Origin of the sequence: Streptomyces sp. NPDC046557 (assembly GCF_040645975.1) — a bacterium.
Taxonomy (GTDB): Bacteria; Actinomycetota; Actinomycetes; order Streptomycetales; family Streptomycetaceae; genus Streptomyces.
Genome location: NZ_JBEYZH010000001.1, coordinates 52887 through 69220 on the forward strand (window position 1 = coordinate 52887; position 16334 = coordinate 69220).

Consider the following 16334-nt stretch of genomic DNA (forward strand, 5'->3'; position numbering starts at 1 on the left):
CGACCGGAAGGAGTCCTACCGCATGTCAGCCGTTGACCGGACGGTGGGCGTCACCCGAACCGGACGCCCCGTGCGGCCGGCTCAGGCGGCTCAGGCGGCTCAGGCGGCTCAGGCGGCGATGGTCTCGCGCACCGCGCCCAGCGCCTCGTCGAGGGTCGGTGCGATCAGCTCGTGGCCGGTGAACCCGTCGTCGGTACCCGGGTCGACGGTCCAGCCCCACCCGGAGGAGTCGTCGCCGTCGATGGTGGCCGTGTGCTCGCCGCTCGTCACCGTGATGGCCAAATTCCCGGCCGGGAAGGTGGTCACGTCGGCGTGCGCCCGCTCGCCGAGGATGCGGCGGACGGCGTCACGTGCGGTCTCTGCGGTGGTCATGAGCGGGCCCTCCTCGCAGGCGGCGGGTACCGGTACACCTCCAGTACACCCCGCGCGGCGCCCGAGGGCAGCGGAAGAAGGGCGAGAAGGGGCCGCCTCGGCGTGGTGCCGTGGCGGCCCCTCCCGTCAGCCCCGGGCGGCGGGGCGCCCGGAGCCGCGGGTGAGGCGGTATCCGGTGATCGCGGCGAGGCCGCCGAGCAGTCCCCCTGCCGCGGTCCAGATCCAACGGTCGGACCACCAGCCGCCGGACCAGCCGTCCTCCGGTTCCGTCCCGGCGACGGCGGTCGCGGTCTGGCGCGCCGCGGTGCTGCCCGGGACCAGCGGCGCGGCCAGGGCCCCGTCCACCGCGTAGGCGCCGCCCAGGTCCTTCGCGTCCGCCCGCACCTCGGCCCGTACGGGTTGGCCGAGGTCCTCCTGGGCCAGGTCCACGACCGTCAGGCGTAGGTAGTAGGTGCCGGGCAGCGGGTCGTCGGACCACGTGTCGGCGCCGGTGCGGACCGGGCGGAGCGTGCAGGACAGCTCCAGCGTGGCGCTCTCCTTGGGCGCCGGCGCGGCCTGGACGCCGTACATGCACGGTTGGCGGCGCCGCAGTCCGTCGTAGACGTCGATCCGCCAGGTCGAGGTGGCGTGCCGGGAGGCGGCCGGGGGCAGCGCCACCTTGGCGCGTACGGTGCCGCGCTGACCGGCGTCGAGCGGGAACGACCAGTAGAGGTAGTCACCCGTGGAGGCGTCGGCGGTCGCGGCTTGGCCGACTCCCACCGGGGTCGCGGTACGGAAGGCGGTGCCTGCCTCGGTCGGTCCCGACGCTCCGGCCGCGGAACCGCTCGGCTTCGGCGAGGGGCTGTCGGCCAGGGCGGCGCCCGCCGGACCGAGCAGACCGGCGCCGGTCAGCAGGGCGGCGGTCAGTACGCGTACGGTACGCATCAGTTGGTCCTCCAGACCGAGATACGCCAGCGGGAGATCCAGCCCCAGACCAGACCGGCGACGAGACCGGTGAGGACCAGCACACCGAGCAGCCACCAGCCCCGACCGAGACCGAAGGCCGCCGCGTCGGACGCGTGGTCCGGGCCGTCCACCAGGTCGATGGTCAGTTCCAGCGGCATGCCCGGGGTCGTCTTCACCGACGCGGGCGCGGAGAACGAGTTGCTCACCTGGAGGCAGACGGTCTCGGGGGCCGTTTCGGCGTTGCCGTCCGCGTCGTCGTGCACGGCCTTCGGGTAGCGCAGACCGGTGGAGATCAGGTCGGTACGTCCGTCGCCCGCCTCGGAGCCGCGGACGATCTCCCGTCCGTGCGCGGTCGACGCGCGCAGCATCACGCCGTAGTCGTTGTTGACGGCGCGGTCCGCGCCGAGGCTCACCGACGCGCGCAACTCCTGGCCGGGTTTGACGTCGACCTTGTACCAGCGGTGCTCGCCGAAGGTCTCGCGGTCGCTGTAGAGTCCCGCGCCCAACTTCGGCGCGTTCCGGCACTCCTTGGCTCCCTGGGCGGCGACCGGGGTGACGACGGGGGCCGCCGCCCGGTCGACGAGTTGCCGCACGCGGCCGGAGAGTTCTTCCTTGTGCTGTACGGAGGTGTAGGTGCCGCCGGTGGCCTCGGCGATGCAGACGAGCTGGTCGCGCGTCTTCGCGTCGGGGACGAGTCCGAGGGTGTCGATGGTCAGGTGGATGCCCTGGGCTGCGATGTCCCGGGCCACCTCGCACGGGTCGAGCGGGGCGCAGGTGTCCTCGCCGTCCGTGATGAGTACGATCCGCCGGGTGGCGTCACCGCCCTTGAGGTCGTCGGCGGCGCCCAGCAGGGCCGGGCCGATCGGCGTCCACCCGGTGGGGGCGAGGGTGGCCACCGCGGTCTTGGCCTCGGTCCGGTTGAGCGGGCCGACGGGGTAGAGGGCCTTGGTGTCCTTGCAGCCGACGTTCCGGTCGTCGCCGGGGTAGGTGGCGCCGAGGGTCCTTATGCCGAGCCGTACTTCGTCGGGTACGGCGTCGAGCACCTCGTTGAACGCCTGCTTCGCCGCGGACATCCGGGACTGGCCGTCGATGTCGGTGGCCCGCATGGATCCGCTGACGTCCAGGACCAGTTCGACTTTGGGGGGTTCCTTGGAGACGGGTTCACCGGCGGAGGCGGTCGCCGGGAAGAGCCCGACGGCCATTGTGGCCAGCAGGCCGCAGGCCCCGGCCGCCACCCATTTTCTTGTGATCATCGCCGGATCGTATTGAGGATGGTCCGCCAAACCAAAACGTCCGCGCCCGCGTTGACGGCGACGGTGCCCCGCGATCCGTGCGACGCGGTATCGGGCCGGCCCGATTCACCTGAGGGGCTCCGCGGCCCGCGGGGCGGGGGCGTCCCCGGGGAACACGCCCTCCCATGCGGCGGGCCCGTCACCCGCCGCCGGAGCGGTGGGTGACGGGCCCTTGAGCCACGACCGATCGAAGGGTCAGGCGTTGACGCAGACGGTGCCGCCCGCCGGGTTCAGCGCACCGATGACGCTGACCGAGTTGCCACAGAGGTTGATCGGGACGTGGATCGGAACCTGGACCACGTTGCCGGAGAGCACACCCGGCGAACCGACGGCCACGCCCTCCGCCTCGGCGTCGGCCGACGCAACCGAGGCTCCGCCGACGACCAGGGCACCGGCAGCCAGGGCCATGGCGACACTCTTCAGAACACGCGACACGAGGTGTCTCCTTCAGACGCATCCAGCGACCCGCGACAAGCGCGCCGCACGGCCCGGTTCAGGTCCGCACTCCTTCATTCGTCCGCTACCGGGTCCCGGCTTTACCCCTGGGGCCGCTTTCCCGCGAAGGGATGAGCCCGACCGGCGCAGCCTCGGACAGGCGTCCGGATCTCCCGCCACGGATGGCGGTGCGCGCCACAGCGGCCCGGCGGGCTGTGTGGGCGCACCCCATGGGCTCCGCCCGACGCCGCGCCTACTGTGTGCAGCCATGACGAGGACACTTCCCACCCCGCCCCCCTCCGATCTGCGCGGGCGGGTGGCCCTGGTGACCGGCGGCGGCAGCGGCATCGGGCGGGCCTGCGCCCACGCCTTGGCCGCGGCCGGCGCGACCGTACACGTGGTGGACATCGCCGAGGAGGCCGCGAAGACCGTCGCGGCGGCGATCGGCGGCCGGGCGCACATCGCGGACCTGGCGGACGCGGCGGCCATCGGCGCGCTGCCCCGCGAGGTCGACGTGCTGGTCAACAGTGCGGGACTCCAGCACGTCGCCCCGATCACGGAGTTCGCCCCGGAGCGGTTCGCGCTCATCCAGCAGGTGATGGTCACCGCGCCGTTTCTGCTCCTGCGGCACGTGCTGCCGCACATGTACGAGGCGGGCTGGGGCCGGGTGGTGAACATCTCCAGCGTGCACGGCCTGCGGGCCAGCGCCTACAAATCGGCCTATGTGGCGGCGAAGCACGCCCTGGAGGGACTGAGCAAGGTCGCCGCCCTGGAGGGCGCCCCGTACGGCGTCACCAGCAACTGCGTGAGCCCGGGATACGTCCGCACCCCCCTGGTGGAGGGTCAGATCCGGGACCAGGCGCTCGCGCACGGGATCAGCCCGGAGGACGTGCTCGGCGAGGTGCTCCTCGCCCGCTCCCCGGTCAAGCGACTCATCGAGCCGGAGGAGGTGGCCTCGGCGGCGCTGATGCTGTGCGGCCCCCACTCGGGGTCCATCAGCGGGAGCTCGTTGGTCATCGACGGTGGCTGGACCGCGCGCTGAGCGACCCCGCCGACACGCCGGCGAGCGGCCCCCGCGGACGGGGCCGCTCGCCAAGCGTGTCGGGCAGGGTCCGGCTCAACAGATGCGCGGCAGTTGCTCACCGATCGGCAGGTCCACCACCCGGGTGCCGCCGAGGCCCGTGCGGGCGACGACCAGGCCGGGATGCGCCTCCACGGCCTCGCCGATCACCGCCGCGTGACGGCCGAGCGGATGGGCGCGCATCACCTCCAGCACGGCGTCGGCGTGCTCCCGGGGGACGAACGCGACCAACTTGCCCTCGTTGGCCACGTACAGGGGGTCGAGGCCGAGGATCGCGCAGGCGTTGGCGACCGGGTCCGGGATCGGGACCGCGGCCTCCCGGATGACCACACCCGCACCCGAGGCGGCGGCGATCTCGTTCAGGGCGGCCGCCAGACCGCCGCGGGTGGGGTCCCGCAGGACGTGGAGGTCGGGGGTGACCGCGAGCATGGCGTCCACGAGGCCACCGAGCGCGGCGCAGTCGCTCTCGATGTCCACGCCGAACTCCAGGCCCTCGCGCACGCTCATGATGGCCACGCCGTGCAGTCCGATCTCACCGCTGACGATCACGACGTCGCCGGGGACGACGCGCTGCGGGCGCAGGTCCACGCCGTCCGGGATCAGCCCGATCCCGGCGGTGTTGACGTAGACGCCGTCGCCGTGCCCGGCTTCGACCACCTTCGTGTCGCCGGTCGCGACCTCCACCCCCGCCGCGCGCGCCGCGTTGCCGAGAGCCCGGGCGACCTGGGCCACCACCGACATCTCGACGCCCTCTTCCAGGATGAAGCCGCAGGACAGGTAGGCGGCCCGGGCCCCGCTCATGGCCAGGTCGTTGACGGTGCCGTTGACGGCGAGGTCGCCGATGCTGCCGCCGGGGAAGAACAGGGGGCGCACCACGTAGGAGTCGGTGGAGAAGGCGAGCCGGACCCCGCCCAGGGAGAGCGCGGCCGAGTCGCCGAGCCGCGCCAGCGTCTCACCCCCGTAGGCGGGCGCGAAGAGGTGCTGGACCAGTTCGGCGGAGAGCGCGCCGCCACCGCCGTGGCCCATGACCACACGGGGGCGGTCCCGCAGCGGGGCCGGGCAGGTCCACCCGGTGATGTCGGGCGTGGCCGCGGACTGCGCGGGCAGCGAGGTCTCAGGCAACGGGGCTCGTCTCCAGCGGTGCGGTGCTCGCCTGCGGGGCCGCGGGGGCGGGCGGCGTCGTACGGACGGGGGTGAGTTCCAGGCGTCGGTAGAGGTAGTACGCGGCGCAGGCGCCCTCGCTGGAGACCATGGTGGCCCCGAGCGGGGTGCGCGGTGTGCAGGTGGTGCCGAACGCCTCGCACTCGTTGGGCTTGATGAGGCCCTGGAGGACCTCGCCGCTGCGGCACTCGGCCGGCTCGCGGGTGGTGATGCCGGTCACCGCGAAGCGGTGCTCGGCGTCGAACTCCCGATAGCGCTCGGACAGTCGCCAGCCGCTGTCGGGGATGACGCCGATGCCGCGCCAGGCCCGGTCGGTGACCTCGAAGACGTCCTCCAGCATGGCGAGCGCGGCGGGGTTTCCCTCCGGGCGGACGGCGCGCGCGTAGGCGTTGTCCACGGTGTGCTCGCCGCGCTCCAACTGATGGACGGCGCGCCGCACGCCTTCCAGGATGTCCAGCGGTTCGAAGCCGGTGACCACGATCGGCACCCGGTGACGGGCGGCCAGTTCGGGGTACTCCCCCATGCCCATCACGCTGCACACGTGGCCGGCGGCCAGGAAGCCCTGCACGCGGCAGCTCGGCGAGCGCATGATCGCCTCGATCGCCGGGGGCACCCTGACGTGCGAGACCAGCAGGCTGAAGTTGGGGATGCCGAGCTTCTTCGCCTGGTACACCGTCATCGCGTTCGGCGGAGCGGTGGTCTCGAAGCCGATCCCGAAGAAGACGACCTCGCGCCCCGGGTTCTGCCGTGCGATCTTCAGGGCGTCGAGCGGGGAGTAGACGACCCGTACGTCACCGCCCTCGCCGCGCACCTGGAACAGGTCGCGGCCCGTTCCCGGGACGCGGAGCATGTCGCCGAAGGAGCAGAAGATGACGTCGGGACGGGAGGCGATCTCCAGCGCCTTGTCGATCACCTCCAGGGGCGTGACACACACCGGACAGCCCGGCCCGTGAATCAACTCAACCAGGTCCGGCAGGAGTTGGTCGATCCCGTGTCGGATGATGGTGTGGGTCTGACCGCCGCAGACCTCCATAAGCGCCCACGGCCGGGTGACCGTGGCATGGATGTCGTCCAACAGCCGGCGGGCGAGATCGGGGTCCTGGAACTCTTCGATGTACTTCACTGCCGCGCCTCCTGCGGTACGTGCTCTCCGGCCGGTCCCTCGATCCGACTCTCTTCCACGGCCCGACGCCCTTCGCCGGTCGCGCCCCCCGCATCGGGCGGGGCGGCCTCCTCGAACGGCCAGGCGCCGCCACCCGCCTGCGCCGCCTGCTCCCAGGGGTCACCGAACTCCTCCTGGAGCATCCCGAGTTGGGCGAACAGCTCCAGCGTCTGCCGGGCGGACTCCTCGTCCAGCCGCTGGAGGGCGAATCCGACGTGGACGATGGCGTACTCGCCCACCTGGAGGTCCGGCAGGTACTCCAGGCACACCTCCTTGACCACCCCGCCGAAATCGACGGTGGCCATGCGGGTGCCGTTCTCCTCCGCGATCTCAAGCACTCTGCCGGGTACCGCCAGGCACATGGGCTTCTCCTCGCTGTGGGTGTTCCGTGGTGTGGCCGTGCGCGTCCGCGGCGTGGCCGCTCACGACCGTGGTGTCGCCCCGCGCGGCGGCCACCATGAGCTGGCCGAGCGCCAACCCCCCGTCGTTCGGCGGGATTAGTCGGTGGCGAAGTACCGTGAAGCCGCTCTCCCGCAGCCCGGCGGCGCAGGCCGAGGCCAGCACGCTGTTGCCGAATACCCCGCCGGTGAGGGCGACGGTGTCCGACCCGTGCCGTTGGCGCGCCGCCGCGCAGACGGTGGTGACGAGCGAGGCGACCGCGCCGTGGAAGCGGGCCGCGATCAGTGGCGGTGCGGCGCCCGCCCGCAGGTCGGCCACGACGGCCCGCAGGAGGGGGGCCGGGTCGGCGACGAGTGGGGCGTCCGCCGCGGTGGGCGTCGCGGGCGTCAGGGCGAAGGCGTATCCGGGTTGCGCCTCGGGGGCGCTCAGCGCCGCGGACTCCAACTCGATCGCGGCCTGGGCCTCGTAGCCGGCGTGGTGGCAGATGCCCGCCAGCGAGGAGACGGCGTCGAAGAGCCGGCCCATGCTGGAGGTGGGGGCGCAGTTCACATTACGACTCAACTGAACCGCAAGCAGGCGCAGTTCGTCCGCCGGGCAGGCGTCGACGCACGGCAGGTCGGGGGTCCAGTCGATGCCGGCCGCGCGCAGGTGGGAGAGCGCCATGCGGTACGGGCGCCGTACGGCGGCGTCACCGCCGGGCAGCGGCACGTAGGCCAGGTGCGCGAAGCGGGTATAGCCGGCGTAGTCGGCGAGGAGGAACTCGCCGCCCCATACGGCGCCGTCGTCGCCGTATCCGGTGCCGTCGAAGGCGACGCCGATGACCCGCCGGCTGCCGGTCAGGCCGTGTTCGGCCATGGCGGACGCGATGTGCGCGTGGTGGTGCTGTACGCGGAGCAGTGGACGGGAGGCGGCATTGCGGGCCGCCCATCGTCCGGAGCGGTAGCCGGGGTGCCGGTCGGCGGCGAGCAGTGCGGGGGTGACCCCGGTGATGCTCTCCAACTGGCCGACCGCGCGCTCGAAGGCGTACTGCGTGGCCAGGTCGTCCATGTCCCCGATGTGGGCGGACGGCCAGGCCCGGCGCCCTTCTGCGAGGCAGAAGGTGTTCTTGAGGTCTCCGCCGACGGCCAGTGTCGGGGGGACGGGCGCGGGGAGCGTGAGGGGCAGCGGCGCGTACCCGCGGGAGCGCCGCAGGACCAACGGTTCGCCGTCGCAGACGCGCACGACGGAGTCGTCGCAGGGCACGTGGATGGGGCGGTCGTGCGTGAGCCAGGCGTCGGCCAGCGGGCCCAGTCGTTCCAGGGCTTCGGCGTCGTCGGTGACGATCGGTTCGCCCGCCAGGTTGCCGCTGGTCATGACGAGCAGTCGGGGGCCGGGCGGGTCGCCGGGCAGGCCGAGCAGCAGGTGGTGCACGGGCGTGTACGGGAGCATCACGCCGAGGTCGGGGCTGCCCGGGGCGACCCCTTGGGCCACCGCCGGGTCGCCCGGGGTTCCGGGGCGGCGGCGCAGCAGTACGACGGGGCGGACGCCGCCGGTGAGCAGGGCGCGTTCCTCGGGCCCGATCGTGACGAGGGCCGCGAGGTCGTCGAGGTCGCGGGCCATGAGGGCGAACGGCTTGTTCCCGCGGGCCTTGCGGCGGCGCAGGGCGGCCACCGCCGCCTCGTCGGCGGCGTCGCAGGCGAGGTGATAGCCGCCGAGGCCCTTGACCGCGAGGACAGCGCCCCCGGCCAGCAGCCTGCGGGCCTCGGCCACCGGGTCCACGTCGGGCACCTCCCGGGGCGGTGTCCCGGTCAGCAGCCGCAGCCGGGGTCCGCAGGCGGGGCAGGCGACGGGTTGGGCGTGGAAGCGGCGGTCGGCGGGGTCGGTGTACTCGCGGGCGCAGTCCGGGCACATCGGGAAGGGCGCCATGGTGGTGTGGGCCCGGTCGTAGGGCAGTCCGGTGACGATGGTGAAGCGCGGGCCGCAGTGGGTGCAGGTGACGAACGGGTGGCGGTGGCGCCGGTCGGCGGGGTCGGCCAGTTCGGCGAGGCAGTCGGCGCAGGTGGCGACGTCCGGGGAAACCAGCGTACGGGCGGGCCCGCCGCTCCTGGAGGCGATGATGGTGAAGCCGGCGCCGCCGGTGAGGGGGACCTCGCAGTGGTCGACGGCGTCGATGAGCGCGAGGGGCGGGGCGTCCGTCGCGAGCCGGTCGCAGAACTCGGTGACCGCCGCCCGGGCGCCTTCGACCTCCGCGACCACGCCGTCCGGGGTGTTGGTGACGTGTCCGGCCAGGCCGAGCGAGGTGGCGCGGCCGTAGACGTACGGGCGGAAGCCGACGCCCTGGACCACGCCCCGCACCGTGACCCGGCGGCGTTCGACGGCCTCCATCAGCGGGTCCGCACCACGGGAGGGCGCGCGGGGGCGGCGTCGTGGTGGTGGTGCCCATGGTCCGCGTCGGCGTCGGCGTCGTGACGGTGGTCATGGGTGTGGCCGGGGCCGTGATGGTGGTCGTGGCCCCGGGCCGCCATCACCGGTGTGTGAGCCGGGCCGCCGTCCCCGACGGCGAGCGCCCGCTCCAGCAGGGTGCCGAGGCCCTCTCCCGTGCGGGCGGAGGTGAGCGCCACCTCCACACCGGGGTTGACCTGCTGGACGTTGGCCCGGAAGGCGGCCTCGTCGAACTCCACGGCATCGGCGATGTCGGTTTTGGTGACCATCACGAGTTGGGCGAGCCCGAAGGCGGTCGGGTACTTGAGCGGCTTGTCCTCGCCCTCGGTGACCGAGGCCAGGACGACCCGCAGGGACTCCCCGAGGTCGTAGGAGGCCGGGCACACCAGGTTGCCGACGTTCTCCACGAACAGCAGTCGGGTGTCCTCGGGCAGCCACCCGTCCAGGTGCCTGCTCAGCATCGCGGCTTCCAGGTGGCACAGCCCGTCGGTGAGGACCTGCTTGACGGGGACGCCCGAACGGCCGAGGCGCAGCGCGTCGTTCTCGGTGGCGAGGTCGGCGGTGAGGGCGGCGACGGGTACCCCGCGCCGGCGGGCGAGGTCGAGCTCGCGCTCCAGCAGGGCCGTCTTGCCGCTGCCGGGGCTGGATAGCAGGTTGACCACGGTCGTGCCGCGTGCGGTGAGTTCGGTGCGCAGGCTCTGCGCGGCCGCCTCGTTCTTGGCCAGTACCGCCTGTTTCAGGTCGACCACTCGGCACATGGTTCAGCGCTCCTCGGAGATCGGTGGGCGGGGCCCGGTTCACGTGCCGGATCCTCTTCCCAGGTGACGCTGAGGATCTGCAGCTCGCGGCCGGAGAGCAGTTCGACGTCCGTTGCGGTGCCGCAGCCGGGACAGCACAGCGCAGGCGGCATGCCGACGGACCAGTCCCCCGGACACGAACGGCACCGAGCGCGGCCCGGTACGGACTCGGTGGTGAGCGCGGCGCCTTCCAGGACCGTCCCGGCGCAGGCCAGTTCGAAGCAGAAGGCGAGTGCGTCGGGTACGACTCCGGCCAGTTCCCCGACCTGGAGCCGGACCGCGGTCACCTCACTCGCGCCGGCGGCCCCGGCCGCCTCTTCGACCTGGTTGACCACGGCCATGGCGATCGACATCTCGTGCATGGGACTCCGTCCTGCCGGGCCTCATTAGACCGGCAGGAGGGGGGCGACACGCGCGGCCACGCCGACGCGCCGCACGCCCCGTACGCCATTCGGGCGCGGGGCGTGCGGTGGACGTGTGCGGGTCACCCCGTCACCGGGTCACATGCTGCGGATACGCAGATAGCGCTTGATGTCCGGGTACTGCGCGGCGATCACCAGCAGGGTCACGGCGGTGATGCCGAGGCAGAGGGCCTTGGTCACCGGGCCCTTGACCGCGTGGTTCTTGCTGCAGTGCTGCTTCATCGGATTCTCTCCTCGGTTCGCACCAGGTCTTCGTGTAGGAGTTCCACGAGCATCCGGACGGCCTCCGGCACCGCGGCGGCCACGACCGGGCTCAGCCCCATGCCCTCCTCGACTGTGGCGGGTTCGCAGCCCAGCACCAGGACCCGGCGCGGCGGGGTGCCGCCCGTGCCGGCGCACAGGGTGTCGAGCAGGGCCAGTACGGCGTCCGGGGACATGTGGTGGCCGTCCAGGACGGCCGCTCCCCCGATCCCGCCCGGCTCCGCCACCTCGATCAGGTAGAGGGTGCCGGGGGCGCCGCCGCGTGCGGTGGCGTCGACCAGGACGAGGGTGTCGTAGCCGTCGAGGAGCTGGTAGGCGAGGTGGACGCCGCGGACGCCGAAGTCCACCACCTCGACATGGTCGGGCAGCCGGTGTTCGGCCAGCCTGCGCACCGTCTCGACGCCGAATCCGTCGTCGCCGAGGAACACGTTGCCGATGCCGGCGATCAGCGTCCCGCCCGTCACCGTTCCTCCAGGGGTGCGACCTCGTCGGGCTGGAAGTAGAGGAAGCGGCCCTGTTCGCGTCGGATGTCGGCGCCGGGGTCCCCTTCGACGGTGACCGCGAGGTGCACGCCGCCGTCGACGTCGTGCAGGACGGCTTCGACATGGGCGGCCCGGCCCCGCACGAACAGGTCCTGGGCGTCGGTTCGTCGCAGGCCGGGCCGCAGCAGGACCCGGCTGCCGACGCCCACCGGGACGCCGTCGACGAGGACGTGGTCGGGGACCGGCCCGGCGGTGTCCCCGTGCGCCGGGTCCCACCAGGGGGTCTCCGGCCTGAACCCGGGTCGTCCGTCCGGCGGTTCGAGACCGGTGGGCGCGTCCGGCGGCACGTCGGGGTCGGTGATCTCCCGCAGGGCCCGGACCGCGCCGTGCAGTCGTTCGAGCACCTCGGGCGGCATGGATTCGGCGAGGTCGATCACGGCGGCGGCGCGGGGGTCCGTACCGCGCGCCTCACGCTTTTCCCGGTCGGTCAGGGCCGCGGTGCGCAGGGCGAGGATCTCGTCGATCTCGGTGGCGTCGTACATCGCGCCGATGCTCTCGGGGGCGATGCCGGGGTGGTCCTCCAGGATGATCGGGGAGGACAGGACGACGTCGGCACGGCCGGGTTCCCCGGCGAGGACGGGCCAGGTGTGTCGGTTGACGCAGCCCGCGGTGGCCGCCTTGGCCCATTCGGGAGGATCGGTCATGGACAGGAACCGGCCCGCGTCGAGTCCGAGCAGGAGGTGGGCGGCGACCAGGGAGCGGGCCAGGGCCGCGTCGCGGCCTGCGGCTTCGGCGCCCGGTCGCCAGTCGCCGGTGTTCTCCACTACCGCGGTGAGCTTGAACGCCCGGTAGGCGCAGTCAAGTTCGGTTACGCGCAGCCGCAGGACGCCGCTGATCGGCTCGGTGCGCCGCACCAGGCGGCCGACCGTCCGTCCGTCGGCGTCGAGGACCGGTTCGCTCTCCTCGCCGGCGGGGCGGGTGAAGGGCAGGGTCACCCCGTCACCCGCCAGTTCCCGCATGTCGACGGTGAGTTCGACGCGTTCCTCGGTGCCCTCGTCCCAGGGGACGAGGACGCGGTCGGCCAGGTGCAGTTCCTCCACGTCCGTGAAGGTGCCGTCGGGCGCCGCCCGTTGGACGGTGCGTCGCTGCGCGTGCAGGAACCGGAGTTCGACGGCGAGGGCGGCGTCGCCCTTGGGTTCCATCAGCAGTTCGGTCTGTTGGAGGCAGTGCTCGCCGTGCGCGGGCGCCCAGGCCGGTGGCACGAGCACGCCGAACTGCCAGCGCAGCCGGTTCTTGGCGGCCGAGGCCCGGTAGGGGTAGAGGACGTACCCCTCGAAGAGGACGGCGTCGGCCACCTGCCGGGCCGTCTCGAAACGCGCGTCGAGCGCGGTGGTCGTCATGGCGCGGTCCGTTCTCCGACGCGGGGCAGCAGTCCGGCGCGCAGCCGCTCCGGTGGGGAGGGCCGGGCGGCAGGGGCGGCGGGGGTGGCGGCCCCGGCCTCGGCGAGGAGGGCGCGTACGGTCGCCTCCCAAGAGGCCAGCGCGTGTCGGGAGCGGTAGGCGAGCAGCTCGTCCATGGCGTCGCGGGGCAGGCGCAGCCAGCCGCAGCCCGGGAAGTGCTGTTCGATCATCTCCTGCCACACCGTCACCGGCATCCGGTAGGCGGCTTCGCGGTCCCAGGGGACGGGCTCGACGTGGAAGCCGCCGGCGCCCGTGAAGGCGGTGCCGGAGAACAGCATCAGCAGGGGTGCCTCACCCTCGTCCAGGGCGGTGAAGTACCGGGTCGCCGCGATGTCCATGTCGTAGGTGCAGGGCACGACCAGGTCCACCTCGGTGGAGCCGGTGAAGCTCGGCACCATCAGCGTCACCTGGGCGAACTGGACGGGCTGGAGGGTGTTGCCCCAGCGGGAGCGCTCGCCGAACAGGTCGGCCAGGCCCTCGGCCTCGGCGTCCCCGTAGCCCCGGCGCGCCGGTTCGATCCGGATCTGGCAGCGCAGGGCGAGCGCGTGGACCCGGGTGTCCCCGGAGGCGGTGACGGCGAGGCGGAAGACGAGCGTGGGACCGGCGGCGTACGGGGCGGCGCGCACCCCCGTGCAGGTGAAGCCGAACTCCGTCACGGCGCGACCTCCCCGGCCGGGACCTTGGCCCGGCGTTCGACGCCGTCGAAGAACGCGTCGAGCGCGGCGCGGGCCTCGGCGCCGCCGTCGAAGCCCTGCCACAGCAGGCGCATCCGGCCCACCAGCTCGTAGCAGACGTCGATGGGGACGAGGTAGCAGTCGGTGCGTCCCTCACGGCGGCGCAGCAGCAGCGCCTCGACGTCCGGTCGCAGCAGGCCGGCCAGGGCGCTGTCGCCGAGCGCGTTCTGCCAGGTGGCGGGGTCGAGTTCGCTCTCGGTGGCCCCGGCGGGGCTCGGGTAGAGCGCGACGAGCCGGTCCAGGGCGGCGTTGCGGAAGAAGAACGCGACACCGACGGGGATCTGGAGGAGTTCCCAGGCGCCGTCGTCGAGTCGGTGGGCGGGGTCGTGGAGGTAGCGGTCGGGGACGGCGCGGTAGCGGCCGGTGGTGGCGCCCGGCCGGTCGAACAGCAGGGCGCAGGCGGTGCAGGCGCAGACCAGCGCCCGCCTCTCGGGCTCCACGAGGTGGCGGTGGGCGTCCTCGGCGACCGCCACCCCGCACAGTTCGCAGCTCTGCGGGCGGGGCTCCCTCGGCCGCGTGAACCGGCGCAGGCCGGGCGGCCCCGCCGTCTTCGCGGACGGCGGGGCCCAGGTGCCGGGCGCGCTCACGGGACCCGGACCGGGGCCTGCGGGCGGGTGCCGATCTGGAGGAGCGGCTGCGGCGGTGCGCCGGCCGGCTCCAGTTCGACGGTGGTCACCTCGGGGGCGAAGGTGGCCAGCGCGGCCTCGGCGTCCTGCCGTACGCCGTCGCCGGTGCCGCCACAGCCGCAGCCGCCGCTCGCGGCGGCCCGTAGGCGCAGGGTGCCCGAGGTCTCGTCGAAGCCGAGCAGCTCCACGGGGTCGGCCAGGGTGTCCAGGGCGCGGGCGATCCGGGTGTGCACGTCCTCGGGGTGCAGGTCGTGCAGGGCCAGCAGGCCGGAGACGAGTTCGTCGTCCAACAGCGGGGTGAGGGCGGCCGGTTCCAGCCGCGCGGTGATGCGCGCGAGTCCGGCGCCGTAGAACTCCATGAGGACGCGCACGAGTTCCTCGGCGGCGGCGCAGACCTCGCGGTCGCCGGTGTCGGCCAGCCGGTCGAGGACCTCCTCGACCGCGCGGCCGGTCCGGGCGGAGTCGGCGGGGGCGCTCATCCGCCCAGCCCGCTCAGGCCGGTGGGCACGTGCATCTGCTTGACCGTCTGCCCGTTGCCGACGTACATGTGGACGCCGCAGGGAAGGCAGGGGTCGAAGCTGCGCACGGCCCGCATGATGTCGATGCCCTTGAAGTTCTCCGGGGTGTTCTCCTCGAAGATCGGCGTGTTCTGGACCGCGTCCTCGTAGGGTCCGGGGGTGCCGAAGGTGTCGCGGGTGCTGGCGTTCCACGGGGTCGGCGGGTAGGGGTGGTAGTTGGCGATCTTGCCGTCGCGGATCACCATGTGGTGCGAGAGCACGCCGCGTACGGCCTCGGTGAAACCGACTCCGATGGACTCGTCCGGGACCTCGAACTTCTCCCAGGTCTGGGTGCGTCCGGCGCGGACCTCTTCCAGGCCCTTCTCGGCGCAGTGCAGGGCGATGGCGGCGGCGTAGGCCTGGAAGTACGTGCGGGCGCGGTTGCGCTCCAGCGCGTTGCTCCACTTGGGGATCTTCCACTCGAAGGTGGTCTCCGGCTTGGTCATCGTCCGGGGCAGGTTGATGACGACGCTGTGGCCGGTGGCCTTGACGTAGCCGACGTCGACGAGTCCGGACAGGGCCGTGGACCACAGGCGGGCGATGGGGCCGCCGCCGGTGTCCAGCGCCAGGTGGTCCTTGCCGTCGAACCAGCGCGGTGACATCACCCAGCTGTACTTCCCGTCGAAGTCGCGCTTCTGCGGGGCGGGGATGGTGTGCTGGTTCCAGGGGTGGCGGGGGTCGACCGGGTTGCCGAGCGGGTCGTGGGTGACGAACTGCTCCTGGCCGGCCCAGTCGTCGTAGTACGAGCTGCCCAGCAGGATGCGGATGCCGAGGTTGATCTCGGTGAGGTCGTTGGTGACGAGTTTGCCGTCCACGACCACGCCCGGGGTGACGAACATCTTCCGTCCCCAGTCGGACATGTTGGCGTACGTGAAGTCGCAGTACTCGGGGTCGTTGAGGGCGCCCCAGCAGCCGAGCAGCACGCGGCGCCGGCCGACCTCCTCGTATCCGGGCAACGCCTCGTAGAAGAAGTCGAAGAGGTCGTCGTGGAGGGGGACGACGCGCTTCATGAACTCGACGTACCGCATGAGGCGGCTCATGTAGTCCGTGAAGAGCTGGACGGAGGCGATGGTGCCGACGCCGCCCGGGTACAGCGTGGAGGGGTGCACGTGGCGGCCCTCCATCAGGCAGAACATCTCGCGCGTGTAGCGGCTGACCTGGAGCGCCTCGCGGTAGAACTCACCCTCGATGGGGTTGAGGGAGCGCATGATGTCGGCGATGGTGCGGTAGCCGTGGTCGCCGGCGTGCGGGGCCTCGGTGCGCTCGGCCAGTTCCAGGACGCCGGGGTTGGTCTCGCGGACCATCTTCTCGCAGTAGTCGACCCCGACCAGGTTCTCCTGGAAGATGTTGTGGTCGAACATGTACTCCGCCGACTCACCGAGGTTGATGATCCACTCGGCGAGGTGGGGCGGCTTCACCCCGTAGGCCATGTTCTGCGTGTAGACGGAACAGGTGGCGTGGTTGTCCCCGCAGATCCCGCAGATGCGGCTGGTGATGAAGTGCGCGTCGCGGGGGTCCTTGCCGCGCATGAAGACGCTGTAGCCGCGGAAGACCGACGAGGTGCTGTAGCACTCCGCCACGCGCTTCTGCTTGAAGTCGATCTTCGTGTGGATACCGAGACTGCCCACGATCCGGGTGATCGGATCCCAGGCCATCTCCACCAAGCCGTCGCCGGACGCCTTCGTCTTCGGTGCCATCGTGTCTGCCGTGACCCTTCTTCGGAGCGG

At 72.7% G+C, this 16334-nt stretch carries 18 protein-coding genes; 1 reads left to right on the top strand and 17 read right to left on the bottom strand.

What is annotated here, in order from left to right; all coding sequences use genetic code 11:
- Positions 1 to 108: 108 nt before the first annotated feature.
- From ABZ934_RS00260 to ABZ934_RS00275, 4 genes are all read right to left on the bottom strand, one after another.
- Complete coding sequence (locus tag ABZ934_RS00260; RefSeq protein WP_361306877.1) at positions 109 to 372, bottom strand: hypothetical protein; 264 nt, start codon at positions 370 to 372, stop codon at positions 109 to 111.
- Positions 373 to 498: 126 nt separating this feature from the next.
- Positions 499 to 1296, bottom strand: coding sequence for a hypothetical protein (locus tag ABZ934_RS00265; RefSeq protein WP_361306879.1), 798 nt, complete (start codon positions 1294 to 1296; stop codon positions 499 to 501).
- Positions 1296 to 2570 (bottom strand): VWA domain-containing protein, encoded by a 1275-nt coding sequence (locus ABZ934_RS00270; protein ID WP_361306881.1) that lies wholly within the window; start codon positions 2568 to 2570, stop codon positions 1296 to 1298. The genes ABZ934_RS00265 and ABZ934_RS00270 overlap by 1 nt, the downstream gene beginning before the upstream one ends.
- A gap of 234 nt (positions 2571 to 2804) precedes the next feature.
- Positions 2805 to 3044 carry a chaplin gene (locus tag ABZ934_RS00275; protein ID WP_361306883.1) on the bottom strand — a complete coding sequence of 80 codons (240 nt, stop codon included), beginning with the start codon at positions 3042 to 3044 and terminating at the stop codon, positions 2805 to 2807.
- Positions 3045 to 3312: 268 nt separating this feature from the next.
- On the opposite strand from ABZ934_RS00275, the gene ABZ934_RS00280 reads away from it, so the two are divergent.
- A complete protein-coding gene (locus ABZ934_RS00280) occupies positions 3313 to 4086 on the top strand; it encodes a 3-hydroxybutyrate dehydrogenase (RefSeq protein ID WP_361306885.1) in 774 nt (257 codons plus the stop codon).
- 75 nt (positions 4087 to 4161) lie between these two features.
- On the opposite strand, the gene hypE is transcribed toward ABZ934_RS00280, so the two are convergent.
- From hypE to ABZ934_RS00345, 13 genes are all read right to left on the bottom strand, one after another.
- Positions 4162 to 5247: a hydrogenase expression/formation protein HypE gene (gene hypE, locus ABZ934_RS00285; protein ID WP_361306887.1), complete on the bottom strand. Its 1086-nt coding sequence runs from the start codon at positions 5245 to 5247 to the stop codon at positions 4162 to 4164.
- Positions 5240 to 6409: a hydrogenase formation protein HypD gene (hypD, locus tag ABZ934_RS00290; protein ID WP_361306888.1), complete on the bottom strand. Its 1170-nt coding sequence runs from the start codon at positions 6407 to 6409 to the stop codon at positions 5240 to 5242. Before hypD ends, hypE begins: the two co-directional genes overlap by 8 nt.
- Positions 6406 to 6810: a HypC/HybG/HupF family hydrogenase formation chaperone gene (locus tag ABZ934_RS00295; RefSeq protein ID WP_361306889.1), complete on the bottom strand. Its 405-nt coding sequence runs from the start codon at positions 6808 to 6810 to the stop codon at positions 6406 to 6408. Before ABZ934_RS00295 ends, hypD begins: the two co-directional genes overlap by 4 nt.
- Complete coding sequence (gene hypF, locus ABZ934_RS00300) at positions 6779 to 9211, bottom strand: carbamoyltransferase HypF (protein ID WP_361306891.1); 2433 nt, start codon at positions 9209 to 9211, stop codon at positions 6779 to 6781. The genes ABZ934_RS00295 and hypF overlap by 32 nt, the downstream gene beginning before the upstream one ends.
- Positions 9211 to 10026, bottom strand: coding sequence for a hydrogenase nickel incorporation protein HypB (hypB, locus tag ABZ934_RS00305; RefSeq protein ID WP_361306893.1), 816 nt, complete (start codon positions 10024 to 10026; stop codon positions 9211 to 9213). Before hypB ends, hypF begins: the two co-directional genes overlap by 1 nt.
- Positions 10005 to 10427 (bottom strand): hydrogenase maturation nickel metallochaperone HypA, encoded by a 423-nt coding sequence (locus ABZ934_RS00310; protein WP_361306895.1) that lies wholly within the window; start codon positions 10425 to 10427, stop codon positions 10005 to 10007. Before ABZ934_RS00310 ends, hypB begins: the two co-directional genes overlap by 22 nt.
- 138 nt (positions 10428 to 10565) lie before the next feature.
- Complete coding sequence (locus ABZ934_RS00315) at positions 10566 to 10709, bottom strand: hypothetical protein (RefSeq protein WP_361306897.1); 144 nt, start codon at positions 10707 to 10709, stop codon at positions 10566 to 10568.
- The gene (locus ABZ934_RS00320; protein WP_361306899.1) at positions 10706 to 11212 is read right to left on the bottom strand and encodes a hydrogenase maturation protease; all 507 of its coding nucleotides are present in this window, start codon (positions 11210 to 11212) and stop codon (positions 10706 to 10708) included. Before ABZ934_RS00320 ends, ABZ934_RS00315 begins: the two co-directional genes overlap by 4 nt.
- Positions 11209 to 12630: a hypothetical protein gene (locus tag ABZ934_RS00325; RefSeq protein ID WP_361306901.1), complete on the bottom strand. Its 1422-nt coding sequence runs from the start codon at positions 12628 to 12630 to the stop codon at positions 11209 to 11211. Before ABZ934_RS00325 ends, ABZ934_RS00320 begins: the two co-directional genes overlap by 4 nt.
- The gene (locus tag ABZ934_RS00330; protein ID WP_361306903.1) at positions 12627 to 13346 is read right to left on the bottom strand and encodes a DUF6084 family protein; all 720 of its coding nucleotides are present in this window, start codon (positions 13344 to 13346) and stop codon (positions 12627 to 12629) included. The genes ABZ934_RS00325 and ABZ934_RS00330 overlap by 4 nt, the downstream gene beginning before the upstream one ends.
- Positions 13343 to 14011, bottom strand: coding sequence for a DUF5947 family protein (locus ABZ934_RS00335; RefSeq protein WP_361306905.1), 669 nt, complete (start codon positions 14009 to 14011; stop codon positions 13343 to 13345). The genes ABZ934_RS00330 and ABZ934_RS00335 overlap by 4 nt, the downstream gene beginning before the upstream one ends.
- Positions 14008 to 14529, bottom strand: coding sequence for a hypothetical protein (locus tag ABZ934_RS00340; protein ID WP_361306907.1), 522 nt, complete (start codon positions 14527 to 14529; stop codon positions 14008 to 14010). The genes ABZ934_RS00335 and ABZ934_RS00340 overlap by 4 nt, the downstream gene beginning before the upstream one ends.
- On the bottom strand, positions 14526 to 16304 hold the full coding sequence (locus ABZ934_RS00345; protein ID WP_361306909.1) for a nickel-dependent hydrogenase large subunit: 1779 nt from the start codon (positions 16302 to 16304) through the stop codon (positions 14526 to 14528). Before ABZ934_RS00345 ends, ABZ934_RS00340 begins: the two co-directional genes overlap by 4 nt.
- Between the last annotated feature and the right edge of the window lie 30 nt (positions 16305 to 16334).